Annotated in this window: 12 protein-coding genes; 3 read left to right on the top strand and 9 right to left on the bottom strand. The window is 73.1% G+C overall.

Features of this window, described 5'->3' with window-relative positions; genetic code table 11:
• Positions 1-3: 3 nt before the first annotated feature.
• A complete protein-coding gene (gene gltB, locus D5H75_RS28345; RefSeq protein ID WP_119929625.1) occupies positions 4-4,524 on the bottom strand; it encodes a glutamate synthase large subunit in 4,521 nt (1,506 codons plus the stop codon).
• Between the two features lie 219 nt (positions 4,525-4,743).
• Between gltB and D5H75_RS28340 the strand changes: the two genes are divergently transcribed.
• Positions 4,744-6,288, top strand: a complete 1,545-nt coding sequence (locus tag D5H75_RS28340) for a bis-aminopropyl spermidine synthase family protein (RefSeq protein ID WP_242454573.1) — start codon at positions 4,744-4,746, stop codon at positions 6,286-6,288.
• A gap of 82 nt (positions 6,289-6,370) precedes the next feature.
• Here D5H75_RS28340 and D5H75_RS28330 read toward each other — a convergent pair whose 3' ends face one another.
• From D5H75_RS28330 to D5H75_RS28295, 8 genes are all read right to left on the bottom strand, one after another.
• Positions 6,371-7,675 carry an ABC transporter substrate-binding protein gene (locus D5H75_RS28330; protein ID WP_119929623.1) on the bottom strand — a complete coding sequence of 435 codons (1,305 nt, stop codon included), beginning with the start codon at positions 7,673-7,675 and terminating at the stop codon, positions 6,371-6,373.
• A complete protein-coding gene (locus D5H75_RS28325; RefSeq protein ID WP_119929622.1) occupies positions 7,672-9,138 on the bottom strand; it encodes a glycoside hydrolase family 43 protein in 1,467 nt (488 codons plus the stop codon). Before D5H75_RS28325 ends, D5H75_RS28330 begins: the two co-directional genes overlap by 4 nt.
• On the bottom strand, positions 9,135-10,010 hold the full coding sequence (locus D5H75_RS28320; RefSeq protein ID WP_119929621.1) for a carbohydrate ABC transporter permease: 876 nt from the start codon (positions 10,008-10,010) through the stop codon (positions 9,135-9,137). The genes D5H75_RS28325 and D5H75_RS28320 overlap by 4 nt, the downstream gene beginning before the upstream one ends.
• Positions 10,007-10,882, bottom strand: a complete 876-nt coding sequence (locus D5H75_RS28315) for a carbohydrate ABC transporter permease (RefSeq protein ID WP_119929620.1) — start codon at positions 10,880-10,882, stop codon at positions 10,007-10,009. The genes D5H75_RS28320 and D5H75_RS28315 overlap by 4 nt, the downstream gene beginning before the upstream one ends.
• 329 nt (positions 10,883-11,211) lie before the next feature.
• Positions 11,212-13,185 (bottom strand): DUF6807 family protein, encoded by a 1,974-nt coding sequence (locus D5H75_RS28310; protein ID WP_119929619.1) that lies wholly within the window; start codon positions 13,183-13,185, stop codon positions 11,212-11,214.
• A 15-nt stretch (positions 13,186-13,200) separates the two neighbouring features.
• On the bottom strand, positions 13,201-14,253 hold the full coding sequence (locus D5H75_RS28305; RefSeq protein WP_119929618.1) for a mandelate racemase/muconate lactonizing enzyme family protein: 1,053 nt from the start codon (positions 14,251-14,253) through the stop codon (positions 13,201-13,203).
• Positions 14,250-15,131 (bottom strand): 5-dehydro-4-deoxyglucarate dehydratase, encoded by an 882-nt coding sequence (locus D5H75_RS28300; RefSeq protein WP_119929617.1) that lies wholly within the window; start codon positions 15,129-15,131, stop codon positions 14,250-14,252. The genes D5H75_RS28305 and D5H75_RS28300 overlap by 4 nt, the downstream gene beginning before the upstream one ends.
• A complete protein-coding gene (locus D5H75_RS28295) occupies positions 15,128-16,015 on the bottom strand; it encodes an NAD-dependent epimerase/dehydratase family protein (RefSeq protein ID WP_119929616.1) in 888 nt (295 codons plus the stop codon). Before D5H75_RS28295 ends, D5H75_RS28300 begins: the two co-directional genes overlap by 4 nt.
• A 224-nt stretch (positions 16,016-16,239) precedes the next feature.
• On the opposite strand from D5H75_RS28295, the gene D5H75_RS28290 reads away from it, so the two are divergent.
• Both D5H75_RS28290 and D5H75_RS28285 read left to right on the top strand, forming a co-directional pair.
• On the top strand, positions 16,240-17,208 hold the full coding sequence (locus D5H75_RS28290) for a LacI family DNA-binding transcriptional regulator (RefSeq protein WP_119929615.1): 969 nt from the start codon (positions 16,240-16,242) through the stop codon (positions 17,206-17,208).
• Positions 17,205-18,152, top strand: coding sequence for an aldose epimerase family protein (locus D5H75_RS28285; RefSeq protein ID WP_119929614.1), 948 nt, complete (start codon positions 17,205-17,207; stop codon positions 18,150-18,152). Before D5H75_RS28290 ends, D5H75_RS28285 begins: the two co-directional genes overlap by 4 nt.
• The last annotated feature ends 64 nt before the right edge of the window (positions 18,153-18,216 follow it).

Genomic DNA, 18,216 nt, shown 5'->3' with positions numbered 1-18,216 from the left:
TCTTTACTGACCGGAGGCCGCCATGACGGCCTCGTCGATGTCACGGCCTTCGGCCTCGGCGGCGGCGCGGGCGGCGAGCACGCGCTTGAAGTCGCGGGGCATGACCTTGGTGAAGCGCTCCAGGGCCAGGTCCCAGTCGGCCAGCAGCCGCTGCGCGGCGGCCGAGCCGGTCTCGGCGAAGTGCTTCTCGACCGTCGCGCGGAGGAACTCGCCGTCCTCGGCCGTGAGCGGGTCGAGGTCCACCATCTCGGTGTTGACGCGCTCGGGGGCCAGGTCCAGGACGTAGGCGACGCCGCCGGACATGCCCGCCGCGAAGTTGCGCCCGGTCGGGCCGAGCACCACCGCGCGGCCGCCGGTCATGTACTCGCAGCCGTGGTCGCCGACGCCCTCGACGACGGCGGTCGCGCCGGAGTTGCGGACGCAGAACCGCTCGCCCACGACGCCGCGCACGAACACCTCGCCGGACGTGGCGCCGTAGAGCATGACGTTCCCGGCGATGATGTGACCGTCGAGCGGGGCCTCGGGGTGCGGCCTGACGACCAGCCGGCCGCCGGAGAGCCCCTTGCCGAGGTAGTCGTTGGCGTCACCGGTCAGCCGCAGGGTGATCCCGCGCGGCACGAACGCGCCGAACGAGTTGCCCGCCGAGCCGGTGAACGACACGTCGATGGTGTCGTCGGGCAGGCCCTGGCCGCCCCACCGCCGGGTGACCTCGTGCCCGAGCATCGTGCCGACGGTGCGGTTGACGTTGCGGATGGGCAGCTCCAGCGTGACGCGGTCGCCGTACTGCAGCGCGCCCTCGGCGAGCTGGATCAGCGTGTTGTCCAGCGCCTTGTCCAGCGCGTGGTCCTGCTCGGTGGTACGGCGCAGCGCCGCGCCCTCGGGCAGGTCCGGGACGTGCAGGATCGGCGACAGGTCGAGCCCGGACGCCTTCCAGTGGTCCTCGGCGGCGGACACGTCGAGCATCTCGGCGTGGCCGATCGCCTCGTCCAGCGAGCGGAAGCCGAGCGCCGCGAGGTACTCCCGCACCTCCTGGGCGATGAACTCGAAGAAGTTCACCACGAACTCGGGCTTGCCGGTGAACCGCTTGCGCAGCTCGGGGTTCTGCGTCGCCACGCCCACCGGGCAGGTGTCCAGGTGGCAGACCCGCATCATCACGCAGCCGGAGACCACCAGCGGCGCGGTCGCGAAGCCGTACTCCTCGGCGCCGAGGAGGGCGGCGATGACGACGTCGCGGCCGGTCTTGAGCTGGCCGTCCACCTGGACCACGATGCGGTCGCGCAGGCCGTTGAGCAGCAGCGTCTGCTGGGTCTCGGCCAGGCCCAGCTCCCAGGGGGCGCCGGCGTGCTTGATCGAGGTCAGTGGGGAGGCGCCGGTGCCGCCGTCGTGGCCGGAGATCAGCACGACGTCCGCGTGGGCCTTGGACACGCCCGCCGCGACCGTGCCGACCCCGACCTCGGCGACGAGCTTGACGTGCACGCGCGCCGAGGGGTTGGAGTTCTTCAGGTCGTGGATGAGCTGCGCCAGGTCCTCGATCGAGTAGATGTCGTGGTGTGGCGGCGGCGAGATCAGGCCCACGCCGGGCGTGGAGTGCCGGGTCTTGGCCACCCACGGGTACACCTTGTGCCCGGGGAGCTGCCCGCCCTCGCCGGGCTTGGCGCCCTGCGCCATCTTGATCTGGATGTCGTCGGCGTTGGTGAGGTACTCGCTGGTGACGCCGAACCGGCCCGAGGCCACCTGCTTGATCGCCGAGCGGCGCAGGTCGCCGTTGGGGTCGGGGGTGAAGCGCTCGGCGTCCTCGCCGCCCTCGCCGGTGTTGGACTTGCCGCCCAGGCGGTTCATCGCGATCGCCAGGGTCTCGTGCGCCTCGGCGGAGATCGACCCGTAGGACATCGCGCCGGTGGAGAACCGCTTGACGATCTCCGAGACCGGCTCGACCTCGTCGATGGGCACGGCGGGGCGGTCGCCCTCGCGCAGCCTGAACAGGCCGCGCAGCGTCATCAGCTTCGACGCCTGCGAGTCCACCAGGCTCGTGTAGTCCTTGAAGATCTCGTACTGCCGCGTCCGGGTGGAGTGCTGCAGCTTGAAGACCGTCTCGGGGTTGAACAGGTGCGGCTCGCCCTCGCGGCGCCACTGGTACTCGCCGCCGACCTCCAGCCGCCGGTGCGCCGCGGCCACGCGCGGGTAGGCCCGCTTATGCCGCTGCGCGACCTCCTCGGCGAGCACGTCGAACCCGACGCCGCCCAGCCGGGAGACCGTGCCGGTGAAGCAGCGGTCGATCACCTCGGCGCCCAGGCCGAGCGCCTCGAAGATCTGCGCCCCGGTGTACGACGCCACCGTGGACACGCCCATCTTGGACATGATCTTGAGGACGCCCTTGCCGTACGCCTTGATCAGGTTCCGGACGGCCTTGTGCGGCTCGACGTCCAGCGTCCCGGCGGCGATGAGGTCCTCGACGGTCGCGATCGCCAGGTAGGGGTTGATGGCGCTGGCGCCGTACCCGATGAGCAGGGCCATGTGGTGCGCCTCGCGCGCCTCACCGGTCTCGATGACGAGGCCGACCCGGGTGCGGGTCTTCTCGCGGATGAGGTGGTGGTGCACCGCGCCGGTGAGCATGAGCGACGGGATCGGCGCGTGGGTGTCGCTGGAGTGCCGGTCGGAGAGCACGATGATGCGCGCGCCGTCCCGGATCGCGGCCGAGACCTCGGCGCAGATCTCCTCAAGGCGCGCGGTCAGCGCCGCGCCGCCGCCCGCGACCTCGAACAGGCCGGAGACGACGTACGGCTGGAAGCCCGGCAGCGCGCCCTCGTCGTTGATGTGGATGATCTTGGCGAGCTCGTCGTTGTCGATCACCGGGTACGGCAGCACCAGGCGGCGGCAGGACGCCGGGCCCGGGTCGAGCAGGTTGCCCTCGGGGCCGATCGTGGACTGCAGGCTGGTGATCAGCTCTTCCCTGATCGCGTCCAGCGGCGGGTTGGTGACCTGCGCGAAGAGCTGGCTGAAGTAGTCGAACAGCAGCCTGGGCCGCTCCGACAGCACCGCGACCGGGGTGTCGGTGCCCATCGAGCCGATCGGCTCCGCGCCCGTCCTGGCCATCGGCGACAGGATGACGCGCAGCTCCTCCTCGGTGTACCCGAAGGTCTGCTGCCGCCGGACCAGCACCTCGTGCGTCGGGACCTCGCGTACCCGCTCCGGCAGCTCCTCGAAGCGCACCAGGCCCGCGTGCAGCCAGTCGGCGTACGGCTGCGCCGCCGCCAGCTCGGCCTTGATCTCGTGGTCCTCGATGATCTTCTGCTGGGCGGTGTCGATGAGGAACATGCGGCCCGGCTGGAGACGGCCCTTGCGGACCACGTCGGCGGGGTCGATATCGAGCACGCCGGCCTCGCTGGCCAGCACGACCAGCCCGCCGGAGGTCACCCAGAACCGGCCGGGGCGCAGGCCGTTGCGGTCCAGGACCGCGCCGGCGACCGTGCCGTCGGTGAAGGTGATGGACGCGGGGCCGTCCCACGCCTCCATGAGGGTCGAGTGGAACTCGTAGAAGGCGCGGCGCGCCGGGTCCATCTCGGTGTGGTTCTCCCACGCCTCGGGGATCATCATCAGCACCGCGTGCGGCAGCGACCGCCCGCCCAGGTGCAGCAGCTCCAGCACCTCGTCGAAGGAGGCGGTGTCGGAGGCGTCCGGGTCGCAGATCGGGAACAGCCGCTCCAGGTCGCCCGGGATCAGCCCGGTCGCCAGCATCGCCTCGCGGGCGCGCATCCAGTTGCGGTTGCCCTTGACGGTGTTGATCTCGCCGTTGTGCGCGATGTAGCGGTATGGGTGCGCCAGCGGCCACGACGGGAACGTGTTCGTGGAGAAGCGCGAGTGGACCAGCGCGATCGCGGTGTGGAAGTCCGGGTCGGACAGGTCGGGGAAGAAGGGTTCGAGCTGCGGCGTGGTCAGCATGCCCTTGTAGACGATCGTGCGCGAGGACAGCGAGGGGAAGTAGCAGTCCGCCTCGTGCTCGGCGCGCTTGCGCAGCACGAACGCCAGCCGGTCCAGGTCGAGGCCGCTCTCGCCGCCCGGCGAGGAGACGAAGAGCTGCCGGAACGACGGCATGACCGCCCGCGCCGACGGGCCGCAGTGCGCCGCGTCGTGCGGGACGTCGCGCCAGCCGAGGACCGTCAGGCCCTCCTCGGCCGCGATCTCCTCGATCATGCGCTCGGCGATCAGGCGGGCCTCGCCGTCCTTGGGCAGGAAGCCGATGCCCGCCGCGTACGACCCGGCCTCCGGCAGCGGGAAGTCCACCGCCTTGCGGAAGAAGGCGTCCGGGATCTGCGTCAGGATCCCCGCACCGTCGCCGGTGTCGGGCTCACTGCCGGTCGCGCCCCGGTGGTCGAGGTTGCGGAGCGCCGTGAGGGCCTTCTCGACGACGTCGTGACCTCGGCGTCCGGCGACATCGGCCACCATCGCGACGCCGCACGCGTCGTGTTCGTTGGCGGGGTGGTACAGGCCCTGGGGCGCGGGAAGCCCAGGCTGGGCAGCAGGCATCTAATCCCTCCCGTCGTCATCGTCTGCGTCGTGCGTGCAGTCCGGGACGACGTTGGCCCTGCTGCGGGTTAGGTGAGTAGAGACTACATCACCTTGGGAAACATGCCCGGCAGGGCACGTTGACGAACCTCACGCGCCGCTGTCACATCGCCGCTGACCAGTGGTTTCCACCGGTTCCGCGGTTTCCGCCGGAAGACCGCCATGTGGGAGGCTGTCTCAGTGAGCGGGACCGGACATGAAGAACTCTCGTTGTTGCTGGAGGAGGCCGCGGCCGACTCCCGGAGGCTTCGGCACGCGCTCGCGGCGCTGACCGACGGGCGCTGGCGGTCGCTCGGCGAGCTGGTGCGGGAGGCCGCCACGTCACGCCGCTCCGTCGAGGCGCTCCTCCGCGCCGTGGAACTCGAGCGCCAGGGCGAGCTGTTCCGCGTCCCGCCCGCCCGCGCGGCGGCGTACCGGCGGCTCACAGCCGTCAGCGGGCTCGCCGACCCGGTGTCGCACCTCGTGGACCCCGCCCTGGTCGCCCGCGTGGAGAAGGCCATCGCCGCCGGGCCGGCCGCGCTGGCGTCCCTCGACCACGTGTCCGCCACCGCCGAGACCGTCGTACGGCGGGCCCTGCTGCTGCGGGAGCGCTTCTGGATGCCCGGGGCGCGGCTGCTGTGCGTGGGCGACCATGACCTGACCTCGGTCGCGGTCGCGCTCGTCTGCCCGGAGGCCGAGGTCACGGTGGTGGACGTGGACGACCGGGTGCTCGCCCACATCGACGCGCAGGGCCTGCCCATCCGGACCCGCTGGGCCGACCTGCGCCTCGGCCTGCCCGCCTCCGCCGCCGCCTGGGCCGACCTGGCGATCAGCGACCCGCCGTACACACCCGAGGGCATGGGGCTCTTCGCGCTCCGGGCGCTGGAGGGGCTGCGGGACCGGGAGCGCGGGCGGCTGCTGATGGCGTACGGCGCGAGCGAGCGCACCCCGGCCCTGGCGCTGAAGGTGCAGAACGCGTTCGCCGAGCTCAACCTGGCGATCGAGGCGATGTGGCCGGACTTCAACCGGTACCACGGGGCCGAGGCGATCGGCAGCGCCGCCGACCTGTACGTCCTGCGTCCCACGGCGAAGACCTGGCCGGCCGTCGCCGCCCGCGGCGACCGCGTCGAGACCCGCATCTACACCCACGGCCCCCAGTCCATCGAGGCCGGGGAGCGCCCCGAGGCGTGGGAGTCGGCGGGCGAGCCGGACCTCCTCGTCGGCGACTGGCCCGCCTCCGTCCTGCCCCGTCTGCCCCGCGTCCGCCTGTCCACGTGGCTGGCCAAGCCGTACAAGAGCGATCCGCGCCAGGTCGCGGTCACGCTGCCCGCCGGTCTCGGCGCGGCGCTCCCCCGCGTCCTGCTCGCCACCCGCGCCGACCGCGTCCGCGTCCGGGTGGAGCCCCGCGAGACGCCGCCGGGCCTGGCCGCGCTGGTCTCCCCGGTCTACTCCGTCCGGCCCGTCCCCGGCGGCGTCGAGGCCGTACGGCTGCCGCGGCCCGCCCCCGGCACCGCGGAGGAGGCCGTGCGCCGCGTCCTGGACGCCGCCCACGGCAAGCTGCTCAACACCTGGCGGGAGGCCCTGATCGCCCTCGCCCGCGCCCGGGGAGAGACGCTGACCAAGAACGAGGCGAAGGCGGCCGTCCTGGCCGCCGCCCCCTGGGCCGCGGACACGACCGTCCTCGACCTCCCCGCCCACCGTCTCCGCGCCCTCCCCGCCGCGATCGCCGGGACCGCCGCCCCCTGACGCGGCTCCCGCCCCGGGCGCGGCTCCCGCCCCGGAGGGGGCGGGCGGGCGCCGGGGCGGCCCGGCGCCCGCCGTGCGGGCCTCAGCCGTTGCGCTGCCTGTACTTGGCCTGGGCCTCGGTGAGCTTGGCGGAGAACTGGTCGAGGAAGGTCTTGGCCGGCATCTGGCCGAGCAGGACCTTCTGGAACAGCGGCTCCATCTCGGTCTTGGTGATCGCGTTGAACTCCGGCAGGTAGTACGGCATCTGCACGACCTTGGTGGCCGGGTCGTTGAGCACCCGCGACGCCTCGGCGACGTGCTGCGCGTCCTTGATCCACCGCTCGCCGTCCACCTCGGTGTTGGCGGGCAGGACGCCCGTCTTCTCGGCCCAGTGGCTGTTCATCGCCTTGGACGCGGCGAACTCGGCGAACTTGAACGCGGCGTCCTTCCTCTCGCCGGCGGCGAACACCCCGATGCCGGAGACGGGGTTCGACAGGATCGACTGCGTGCCCGAGTCGGACCTGGGCACCGCCATCGCGGCCACCTTGTCCTCGCCCAGGGTCTTGGCGTGGTCGTTGTACGACCCCAGGTTGTGCTGCATGATCGCGATGTTGCCGCCGTCGAACTGGGCGACCATCTTCACGTAGTCGTTGGTCACGTCGGCCTCGGGCGTGACCTTCTTGTACAGGCCCGCCAGCTTCTCCAGCGCCGCCACGTTCCTCGGGTCGTTGATCGTGGCCTTGCCGGCGGGGTCGAAGATCTCGGTGATGCCGCTCTGGCCGTACAGGACCTCCATCATCTGCGCGATGGAGCCGGCGCCGCCTCGGATGGTGAAGCCGTAGCGGTTCTTGGACTTGTCGGTCAGCTTCTCGATGGCGGTGAAGAACTCGCTCCAGGTCTTCGGCGCCGCGATGCCCGCCTCCTTGAACCAGTCCGTCCGGTACCAGAAGACGCCCATGTTGGTGGACATCGGCATCATGTACGTCTTGCCGTCCGGGACCGTGGCCTTCACGGTGGTGAGGACCTGCCGGTTGATCTTGCCGTTGAGCGCGCTCTTGGCGATGCGGTCGTCCAGCGGCTCCAGGGCCTTCTGGGCGACGAGGTTGGCCAGCATCGCGGTGGAGACGCCGCCGACGTCCGGCAGGCCGCCGCCCGCGATGGCGGTGTCGTACTTCTGCTGGGCCTGCGCGATCGGGATGCCGACGTACTTGACCTTGATCTTGGGGTTGGCCTTCTGGAACTCGCCGATGATGTGCTGCCAGACGGGGGTGCGGGCGGGCCCGCCGTTGTCGTCCCAGAACGTGATCGTGGTCTCCCCTCCGGCGGCGGAGGGGGACGAGCCGGAACCGCAGGCGGTCAGGCCCAGACCGAGCAGGGCCGCGGTGGCCAGGGCGAGCAGGGGTCTCATGGAGCCGTACCTTTCGTGGAAAAGCCGTGGAACCTGGCGTGGCCCTCCTCCCCCGAGGCGAAGAGCGCGAGAACCGCGCCGACCCACTGGGACGGGGCGGCGCGGAAGCGGCCGCCGACCTCGCGCCCTGCGGCGGAGACGGCGGAGAAGCGGCACAGGGCGCCGTCCTCGACGGTCACCGTGACCGTCACCGGGCCCTCCCCGGCCGGGACCGGGGCGGCCAGGTCGCGTTCGGGCCCGCCCGCGCCGGCGGCGCGGCAGACCAGCAGGTCTCCGTCCAGCCCGGCCCAGGCGTACTCGTCGCCGAGCACGGCGAGCCCGGCCCGGCCCCGGGCCCCGTCACCGAGGCTGATCGCGGTGGTCGCGCTGAACGCCCTGGCGGGCAGGCGCTGGGTCAGCACGTCGGGCCGGAGCCGGAGGTCTTCCGGGCCCGGGCGGCAGGTGAGGCGCAGGTGGCCCGCGCCGGTGGACCACCAGGACGGGTCCGGGTTCGCCGGCCAGCTCCACTGGGGTCCGGGGGCCGCCCCGGTGAAGTCGTCGTCCGACCGGGGCGCGGCCGGGGGGTGGCCCTGGACCGGCTTGCGCCCGCCGGGGACCGGCCGCCCCCCGTCGCCGATGACCGGCCAGCCGTCCGGTCCCCAGCGCATCGGCTGGAGGTGGACGACCCGCCCGTACGCCCCGCGGTCCTGGAAGTGCAGGAACCAGTCGGCGTCCCCGGCCCGCACCCAGGCGCCCTGGTGGGGGCCGTTCACCGCGGTGCCGCCGCGCTCCAGCACGATCCTCGGCTCGTACGGCCCGGCCACGTCGCGCGACCGGAAGGCGTACTGCCACCCGGTCGCCACTCCCCCGGCGGGCGCGAGGATCCAGTACCACCCGTCGCGCCGGTAGAGCTTGGGCCCCTCCAGCGTGAAGCAGCCGGGCACCCGGTCGCCGTCGATCACCACCCGGCCGGGGCCGAGCAGCGCCGTCGCGTCCGGCGTCATCTCGTGCAGGGTGAGCCGGTTGTTGAACCCGGCCCGGCTCTTGGCCCAGGCGTGCACGAGGTAGGCCCGCCCGTCCTCGTCCCACAGCGGGCACGGGTCGATCAGCCCGGCCCCCTTCTTGATGAGGTACGGCTCGCGCCACGGTCCCTCGGGCCGGTCCGCCGTGACCACGAAGATCCCCTCGTCCGGGTCGCCGTAGAAGATCCAGAAGCGGCCGTCGTGGAAGCGGAGCGAGGGGGCCCACACGCCGTGGCCCGGCCGGGGCTCGTCCCGGCCGCGGGTGACGGCGTGGCCGGCGATCGTCCAGTTGACCAGGTCCTTCGAGTGCAGGATCGGCAGCCCGGGGACCTTGGTGAAGCTGGAGGCCGTCAGGTAGAAGTCGTCGCCCACCGCGATGACGTCCGGGTCGGGCCAGTCGGCGTCGAGCACCGGGTTGGTGTAGGTGCCGTCCCCGTTGTCGGCGATCCAGGGGGCCGTCATCCCTTCACCGCCCCGGCGCTCATGCCCTGGACCAGGTATTTCTGAATAAAGGCGAACACCAGCACCACCGGGACCGCCGCCACCACGCCGCCCGCGGCCAGCGCCCCGAAGTCCACGCTGAACTCCCCGAGCGTGTACGACAGGCCGACCGGGACCGTGAACTTCTCCTGCTCGTTCACGAACATCAGCGCGAAGAGGAAGTTGTTCCAACTGTGGATGAAGGCGAACGAGCCCACGGCCACCAGCGCGGGGCGCAGCAGCGGCAGCACCACCGCCAGGAAGCCGCGCAGCCGCCCGCAGCCGTCCACCCAGGCCGCCTGCTCCAGCTCCACCGGGATGTTCTTGATGAAGCCGCTGATCAGGATCAGCGAGAGCGGGAGCTGGAACACCGTCTCGGCGATCACCAGGCTCCACAGCGAGTTGACCAGGCCGAGCGTGCGGAAGATCTCGAACAGCGGGATGAGCATCATCGCGCCGGGGATGAACTGCGTGCAGAGCATCCCGACCATGAACGCCCTCTTGCCGCGGAACTCGTACCGCGCCAGCGCGTACCCGCCGGCCAGCGCGATCAGCGTGGTCGCGACCAGCGAGGCCAGCCCCACCATCAGGCTGTTCCGGAAGAACATCGCGAAGCCCAGGTCGTTCCAGACGGTCGCGAAGTTGTCGAACGTGATCGGCCAGGGCAGCAGCGAGGACGAGCCGCGGGGCCGGAACGCGAAGACCAGCATCCAGTAGAAGGGCACGAGCGTGAACAGCAGGTAGAGCGCGAGGGGCGCCCAGATCTGCCAGCGGCTCACGCGCTGCGCGGACCTTCCCGGCGCGGGGCGGGCGGGGGACACGGCCGCCTCGGGCCGCTCCAGGACCGTCGTCATGCCTTGGCTCCGAACTTGCTCAGCCTGAGGTAGGCGATCGAGAAGAAGGTCAGGATGAGGAAGGCGGCGGTGGTCAGCGCGGAGCCGTACCCGAAGTCGTGGGCCTGGGCCGCCTTCGAGGCCACGTACAGCGGCAGGGTGGTGGTCGCGTGCGCGGGCCCGCCGCCGGTCAGCGTGTAGAGCAGGTCCACGTTGTTGAACTCCCACACGCACCGCAGCAGCGTGGACAGGATGATCGCGTCCTTCAGGTGCGGCAGCGTGATGTGGAAGAAGCGCCGGACGCGGCTGGCGCCGTCCACCGACGCGGCCTCGTAGAGCTCCTTGGCGGCGCTCTGCAGGTCGGCCAGCAGCAGGATCGCGAAGAACGGCACGCCCCGCCACAGCTCGGCCACCACCGCGGCGGAGAACACCGTGTCCGGGTCGGCCAGCGGCGCCGCGCCGTACTCCATCAGGCCCAGGTCGGCCAGGTAGCGCGAGACGCCGGTGGTGGGGTTGTAGAGCAGCACCCAGATGCCGGTGGTCAGCACCCCGGACACGGCCCAGGGCGAGAAGACCAGGGCCCGCGACAGCGCCCGGCCGACGAAGGTCTCGTTGACGATCAGGGCGAGCGCCAGGCCGAAGAGCAGTTGGAGCGTCACCTCGACGGCGACCCACTTCACGCTGAAGCCGAGGCTCTGCCAGAACAGCGGGTCCTCGAACAGCAGGGTCCTGAAGTTGTCGAGGCCGGCGAAGCCGTTGTCCCACGGCTTGGTCACGTTGTAGTGCTGCAGGCTGTAGTAGACGACGCTCGCCATCGGGTACACGAGGAAGCCGAGCATCGCGATCAGAGCCGGCGCGATCAGCAGGTAGGGGGTCCGGGTGGCGCGGGCCATGACGCCGACGTCTCCTTGGGTTCGGGGGAGCGTGCGGGAGCTGCGGGGAACAGGGTCCGGGGCGTTGCAACCGGTTGCGGGAAACACTGCGGCAATCCGGAGGAAACGTCAAGAGCCCCCGGGAAACTCTCCAGCGGTAGGGCGTTCACCTGGTTTTCTCACGCGAACATGCGCGGTCGGCCTCTGACAACCGCTTGCAAAAGCCCTGGTGACAAGCGGTACGGCACGGTCGCCGGGCAGCGGGAGCGGGCCGAGGACGCGGGGCGGCCCCACGGCGCGGAACGGCAGGCGCCCGTGGCGGCCGCGGGGGCGGCCGGGCCGGGCGGCGCTCACCGCGCGGACGCGGGCGCGGTCCTCCCGGGCGCCGCGGCGGCGGCCAGCCGGGCGGCCTCGGCGCGGTCCAGGCGCCCGTCCGCCACGACCACGGTCACGGCCCGCGTCAGCACCCGGCCGAGGACGAGCGGCGTGTCCCAGGCCAGGGCGGCCCCGATCCCGGGGTAGTCCGCGATCCGCACGAACCAGGGGTCGGCGTCCTGGACGAACACCAGCGTCCAGGGCTCGTCCCCGGCCGAGACGGCCGACAGGGCCAGCCACGGCGCCTGGGAGCCGTGCACCGCCTCCTCCCCCTCGGCCCCGGCGGTGAACACCCGCCGGTCGCGGGAGTCGCCGGGGGCCCGCCAGAAGAAGCCGCCGTAGGCCGCGCCGGGCCGTCCCTTGGTGGCCGAACTGCGGATCGGCAGCGGCGTCCCCGTGGCGTTCGCCAGCGTGAACGTCAGCTCCAGGGCCCAGCCGGGCGGCGCGTCGCGGACCCTGACCACGCGTTTCTCCCGGATCACCGGGAGCCCGTCCGGGCCCTCCCAGACCAGCGTCTCGGTGAACCCCGCCGGGGTCCGGCCGGTGAAGCCGGCGTGGCGCTGCCGCCCGTGGTCGTCCAGCCAGGCGGGCCCCCGGTCGCGGACGTACGTGCGCCCGCCCCAGAAGTTGCGCCCGCCCACGTCCGGGATCGCCACCCCCGCGCCCAGGTGGTGCGGGTGGTCCTCCGGCAGGGTCTCGGTCACGGTGACGCCGCCGAGCGTGCGCACCGGGTGCAGGTGGGGGCGCGGCGCGTGCGTCGCCGGCAGCCGGGGCGCGGTGACGTACGTCGCGACCGGGCGCCCGGCGGCGGCGAGCGCGACGCGGGGGACGGCCCACGGCGCGTCCAGCTCGGTGAACAGCGCCAGCCGCTCCGCCGCCTCCTCCACCAGGGCCGAGACGCCGCGCAGGACCCGTCCCCCGGGCGTGACCTCCTGATGCTCGTCGCCGATCGGGGCGGGGTCGGGCGCGAGCCGTACGGCCTCCATGACCTCCATGAAGGCGGCGGTCCTGGCGGGCGGGACGAGCAGCGCCTCCCCGCCGCGCACGTGGGCGACCAGGTTCTCCAGCAGGTCGGCCCGGCCGTGGCGGGTGACCTCGGGCGGGGACCCCGGGCGTTCCACGGTGACCTCGTCGGTGGTGTAGACGAGGCGGACCCGCCCGCGCTCGCCGTGCACGACGACGTACGGCTCGTCGCGGGCGGGGGCGCACAGCGTCACCGCCACCACGACGGGGGTGCCGTCGGCGAGCCTGATCCGGACCGCGGAGGTGTCGTCGGCCTCGATGGGGTTGGCGTGGTAGAGGTCGGTCTCGACCCCGGCCACCGACCCGCGCCCCTCGGCCCCGGCGACCGCGAGCGCGGTGACCACGGCGTGGGCGAACGGGTTCGTCAGCGCCCCGTCCATGACGTCGTCGCCGCCCATGCGCCGCCGCCCGGCCCAGGGGCTGCGCGTGAAGTACGCCGCCGGGCGGGGCCAGGAGCCCGCCGCGCCGACGCCGGTGACCCGGCCGATCGCGCCCCCGGCGACCAGCCGGCGCACGGCCGCGATCGCCTCCGAGCCCAGGCTCTGAAAACCGATCTGGCAGCCCCGCCCGGTCCGCTCCGCGGCCCGGGCCATCCGCTCGAAGGCCGCCATCGAGGGCGCCGGCGGCTTCTCCACCAGCACGTGCGCCCCGGCCTCCAGGGCGGCCACGGCCATCGGCGCGTGCGCGGGCGTGGGGGTCGCCAGGACGGCGATCTCCGCCCGCGTCCGCGCGACGAGCGCGCCCACGTCATCGCCCTGATCCGGCTCGCCGAGGCCCGCCAGGGCCTCCGGCGGGACCGGCCGCACGTCGCACACCCCCACGAGCTCCGCCCGGCCGCGCAGCCGCCGCAGCCGGTCGAGGTAGGTCGCCCCGTGGCCGTGCGCCCCGGCCAGCACCACGCGCACGGGTTCCGTCGTCTCCTTCACGCGCTCCTCCGCCCGTCAGGTCCAGGTCAGGCCGAGGCCCGCGCCCCCGCCGTCGTACAGGCGGGCGTCGCGGATCTCGACGGGGTACGGCTCCGCCAGCAGGCCGAGCGCGGCGAGCGAGGCGTCCTCGACGTCCTCCACCAGGCAGGGCAGGGGCAGGGCCAGCGCGAGCCGCCCGGACACGTCGGGCAGCAGGTGCGGGTGGACGGGAACGCCGAACACCCGGGCCAGCTCGGCGACGCGCAGGAACGGGGTGATCCCGCCGACCCGCACCACGTTGGGCTGCACCACGTCGCACGCGCCCGCGGTGAGCAGGTCGCGGAAGCCGTACACCGTGCGGACGTTCTCACCGGCGGCGATGGGGACGCCGACGCTCCGCCGCAGGTCCGCGAGGCCGGCCAGGTCGTCGGCGCGCAGCGGCTCCTCGACCCAGTGCAGACCGTACGGCGCCAGCGCCTCGATCGCGCGGCGCGCCCGGTGCAGGTCCCAGCGCTGGTTGGCGTCCACCATGAGCAGGGTGTCCGGACCGATCACCTCACGCACGGCGGCGACCCGCTCGGCGTCCTCGGCCACGGCGGGCCGGCCGACCTTGATCTTGACCCCGGCGTACCCGGCGGCCTTCCACCGCCCGGCCTGGGCGACCAGCTCCTCCAGGGAGTAGTGGAGGTTCACGCCGCTGCCGTACACCGGCGCGCTGTCGCGCCGCCGCCCGAGGACGTCGGGCAGCGGGCGGTCGCCGCAGCGCAGGTCCCACAGGGCCAGGTCCACCCCGGCCAGCGCCATCGCGGTGATCCCGCCGCCGCCGGCCTCGTGCAGGTGCTCCCAGAGGCGGTCCCAGACCACCTCCGGGTGCGGTTCGAGGCCGATCAGCGCCTCGCGGACGTCGTGCTCCAGCAGGGCCAGCACCGCGCGGGCGCCGATCCCGGGCGTCCAGGAGAACCCGGTGCCCGTGCGCCCGTCGTCGAGCGCGACCTCGCAGACGATCACGTGGTTGGCGGGCACGTCCGGACCCCAGGGGCGGGGCAGCGGGGCGGTGCGGAGCGTCGCCCGCAGGCCGGCGATCCTCATCCGGCCACCAGGGCGAGCCCCCGCTCGATCAGCGCGGACAGCTCGGCCACATGCTCGGGGGCCGCGTCCACCAGCGGCGGGCGCACCGGCCCGGCGTCCAGGCCGCGGAGCCGTACCCCGGCCTTGACCAGGGAGACCGCGTAACCGGGGACCGTGGCGCGCAGCCGCGAGAACGGCTCGTAGAACTCGGTCAGCAGCTCCTGGGCGTTCTCGCCGCGCAGGAACGCGGTGGCGATCTCGGGCGCGAACGCGAAGACCGCCGAGGAGTACAGCCCGACGCCCGCCCCCCGGTAGGCCGCCATGGTCAGCTCGGCGGTGGGCAGCCCGTTGAAGAACGTGAAGCCGGGGCCCGCCGCGCGGCGCACGGCGAGCACGGTGCGCCGGATCAGGTCGATGTCTCCGACCCCGTCCTTGAGCCCGATGACGCCGGATGTCGCGGCCAGCTCCACGGCCTGCTCGGGCGTGGGCACGACCGGGCCGCGCGCGTAGACGATCACCGGGAGCACCTCGGCGACGGCTCGGACGTAGGCGGCGAATCCCCGCCACGGGCCCATGGCCAGGTACGGCGGCAGGAGCAGGAGGCCGTCCGCCCCGGCGTCCCGGGCCGCCCGCGCCTGGTTGAGCGCCGCGCCGAGCGGGCCGCCCGCCCCGGCGAACACCGGGGCGCGCCCGGCGACGGCCTTGACCGTCACCCGCACGGCGGCGGCGTGCTCGGCCTCCGACAGCGCCGGGAACTCCCCCGTGCCGCACGCGGCGAAGACGCCCCCGGGGCCGTGCTCCATGCCGCGCGCGACGTGCTCGGCGAGCACGTCCCCGGCGAGCGAGCCGTCCGGGGCGAAGGGGGTCACGGGGAAGAAGAGCACTCCATCCAGGTTCATCGGGTCTCCAGTTCGGTGCGCCAGCTACGCTTGGCCGTCCAGCCGAGCAGGCGCTCGGCCTTGGCGGTGGAGAACGCGGGGACGGTGCCGGCCAGGCCGGCGGCCAGGCCCGCGGTCGCGGGGTTGACCCGGGGCAGCAGGTCCGCGAGGGGCTCACGGGCCAGCGCGTCGGCCGCGCCGGCGAAGAACACCTCGGTCCCCGGCAGTTCGGGCAGCTTCTCGACGAGCGCGCGGACCATCTCGCCGGCGTCGCGCGCGTCGATGTAGTTGAACAGGGACGCCCCGGCGATCTCGGGCCGGTCGAGCCGCTCGGCGATCGTGTGGCCCGACTGGGTGGGCGCGCCGTGCCACTCCTCGGGCGCCACCACGAAGCAGGGCCGCACCGCCGCGAAGCGCGCGCCGGTGGAGCGCGCGAAGACGTCCATCACGTGCTCGGCCGCGAGCTTGGAGGCGCTGTAGGCGTTCCAGGGCGCGACCGGGTGGTCCTCGTCGATGGGCAGGTAGCTCGGCGTCCAGCCGCGCGGCGCGCCGTACCCGATGACCGTCGGGCTGCTGGCCACGACCACGCGCTCGGCCCCGCAGGCGGTGGCGGCCTCGCAGACGTTGTACGCCAGGGAGGTGTTCGTCCGGTAGGTCAGGGCGTCGGTGCGGCTGAACGGCGTGGCGATGGCCGCCAGGTGGACCACGGCCTCGGGCCGGAAGCGGTTCATCACCCCGTACGCCTCGCCCAGGTCGGTCAGGTCGGCGGGCAGCCGTACGGCCTCCTCGCCCCCGTCCCCCGGCGCGACGTCCACGCCGATCACCTCGTGGCCCGACTGAGCCAGGGCCGCGGTGACGCTCCGGCCGAGGCGGCCGGCGCTCCCGGTCACCAGGATCCTCATCATCGGTCGTCCACCACTCCCGCCCTCCTCACGGCAACCGGTTGCAGGAAGTATTGGAGTACACCGGGAGGAACGTCAAGAGAGGATCTCCCCATCGCGGCCCTGATCTGCGCCATCGCTTCAGGCGGCGACGGGGTTCACGGCAAACGCTCGTAGGGGTGGTGAGTCGATTGACATCGATACAACCGATTGCACTAGAGTGAGCGCATGGTCGGAGGATGCCCACAGTGCCGGTGACGATCCGGGATGTGGCCCGGGCCTCTGGAGTGCACGTCTCCACGGTCTCGCGGGCGTTCTCGGCGCCCCACCTGGTCAATCCCGACACGCGCAGCCGCGTGCTCGCCGTCGCCGAGGGCCTGGGCTACCGGCCCAACCGGGCGGCGCGCGCCCTCACGACGGGCCGCACCCACAACTTCGGCATCATAGTCGCCGACATCGCCAACCCCTTCTTCCCGCCGCTGATCAAGGCGGCGCAGGCGCACGCCCGCTCCCGCGACTACAACGTCTTCGTCGCCGACACCGACGAGGACCCGCAGGTCGAGGAGGAGGTGATCCAGACCCTGAGCAAGCAGGTGGACGGCGTGCTGCTGTGCAGCCCCCGGCTGACCAACAAGGCCATAGAACGGCTGCGCGAGGAGGTGCCGTTCGTGGTCGTCAACCGGCGCATCCGCGGGATGCCCACCGTGCTCATGGACGTCGGCCAGGGCGCGAGCCTGGCCGTACGGCACCTCACCGAGCTGGGGCACCGCAGGATCGCCCTCGTCTCCGGGCCCGCCGGGTCGTGGACGAGCAAGGCCATGCACGAGGCGGTCGCCACCGCCGGGGCCGACGCCGTGTTCCTCGGCCCCAACGCCCCCACCGAGCAGGGCGGGATCACCGCCGCCGCCGACGTCATCGCCTCGCGGGTCACCGGCGTGCTCGCCTACAACGACCTGGTCGCCATCGGCCTGATCGAGGGACTGTCCGAGCGGGGGGTGCGCGTCCCCGAGGACGTCAGTGTGATAGGCGTGGACGACATCGTCGCCGGGCGTCTCAACCGGCCCAAGCTCACCACGGTCTCGATGCCGGCCGCCGCGGCCGGCCGGGTGGCCGTGGACATGCTGCTCCAGGCCGTCGACGACGTCGCGGCGGCAACGGTCACCACCTTGGAGACAAGCCTGGTGGTGCGAGAGTCCACGGGAAGGGCACGTACTTGATCTTCGGTGTCACCCGGCGCGGCGAGCGCGCCGAGCGCCACGTCCTGTCCGCCGGCCGGCTGTCGGCGGCCGTCCTCACCTACGGCGCGATCGTCCAGTCGCTGGAGGTGGACGGCACGAACGTCGTGCTCGGCTGCGAGACGCTGGCCGACTACGAGACCCGCAGCCGCTACTTCGGCGCCGTCGTCGGCCGGTACGGCAACCGCGTGGCCGGCGGGCGGTTCACGCTCGACGGGCGCGAGCACACGCTCCCGCTCAACAACGGCCCCAACAGCCTCCACGGCGGGACCGACGGCTTCGACCGGCGCGTCTGGGAGGTCGCCGACCTGTCCCCCGCCTCGATCACGCTGCGCCTGGTCAGCCCCGACGGCGACCAGGGGTACCCCGGCACGCTCACCGCCGCCGTCACCTACACCCTCGCCGGGGACGCCCTGCGCGTCGACTACCACGCGGTGACCGACGCCCCCACGGTCGTCAACCTCACCAACCACTCCTACTTCAACCTCGCCGGCAAGGGGGACGTCCTCGGCCATGTGCTGACGATGCCCGCGCACCGCTATCTCCCCGTGGACGCGGACCTGATCCCCACCGGCGAGCTCGCCCCCGTGGCCGGCACGGACTTCGACTTCACGGGGCCCGAGGTCATCGGCGCCCGCCGCGGCGGCGCCTACGACCACTGCTACGTCCTCGACGGCGAGGGCCCCATCCGGGTGGCCGAACCGGAGAGCGGCCGCGTCATGGAGGTCACCACCACCGAGCCGGGCGTCCAGCTCTACACGGGCGCGATGCTCGACCCCGAGGCCACGCCGTACGGCCCGTACGCCGGGTTCTGCCTGGAGACCCAGCACTACCCGGACTCCCCGAACCGGCCGGAGTTCCCCTCCACGGTCCTGCGCCCGGGCGAGGAGTTCACCTCCACGACGACCTACGCCTTCCCCGCCTGACCTTCTCCGCCTGATCTTCTCCGCCCGGGGGACCTCGCGCCGGCCGGGTGGCCGGCGCGAGGTG

This window comes from Bailinhaonella thermotolerans, from assembly GCF_003594875.1.
Taxonomy (GTDB): domain Bacteria; phylum Actinomycetota; class Actinomycetes; order Streptosporangiales; family Streptosporangiaceae; genus Bailinhaonella; species Bailinhaonella thermotolerans.
The sequence above is the reverse complement of the archived record's forward strand: the minus strand, read 5'-3'. Positions and strand labels throughout refer to the sequence as shown.

Bases quoted from the DNA above. Each gene is read 5' to 3' on its own strand.
- D5H75_RS28320 (WP_119929621.1), bottom strand. From the start codon at position 10,010: ATGACGACGGTCCTGGAGCGGCCCGAGGCGGCCGTGTCCCCCGCCCGC.
- D5H75_RS28300 (WP_119929617.1), bottom strand. From the start codon at position 15,131: ATGAACCTGGATGGAGTGCTCTTCTTCCCCGTGACCCCCTTCGCCCCG.
- D5H75_RS28295 (WP_119929616.1), bottom strand. From the start codon at position 16,015: ATGATGAGGATCCTGGTGACCGGGAGCGCCGGCCGCCTCGGCCGGAGC.
- D5H75_RS28330 (WP_119929623.1), bottom strand. From the start codon at position 7,675: ATGAGACCCCTGCTCGCCCTGGCCACCGCGGCCCTGCTCGGTCTGGGC.
- gltB (WP_119929625.1), bottom strand. From the start codon at position 4,524: ATGCCTGCTGCCCAGCCTGGGCTTCCCGCGCCCCAGGGCCTGTACCAC.
- D5H75_RS28315 (WP_119929620.1), bottom strand. From the start codon at position 10,882: ATGGCCCGCGCCACCCGGACCCCCTACCTGCTGATCGCGCCGGCTCTG.
- D5H75_RS28325 (WP_119929622.1), bottom strand. From the start codon at position 9,138: ATGACGGCCCCCTGGATCGCCGACAACGGGGACGGCACCTACACCAAC.
- D5H75_RS28305 (WP_119929618.1), bottom strand. From the start codon at position 14,253: ATGAGGATCGCCGGCCTGCGGGCGACGCTCCGCACCGCCCCGCTGCCC.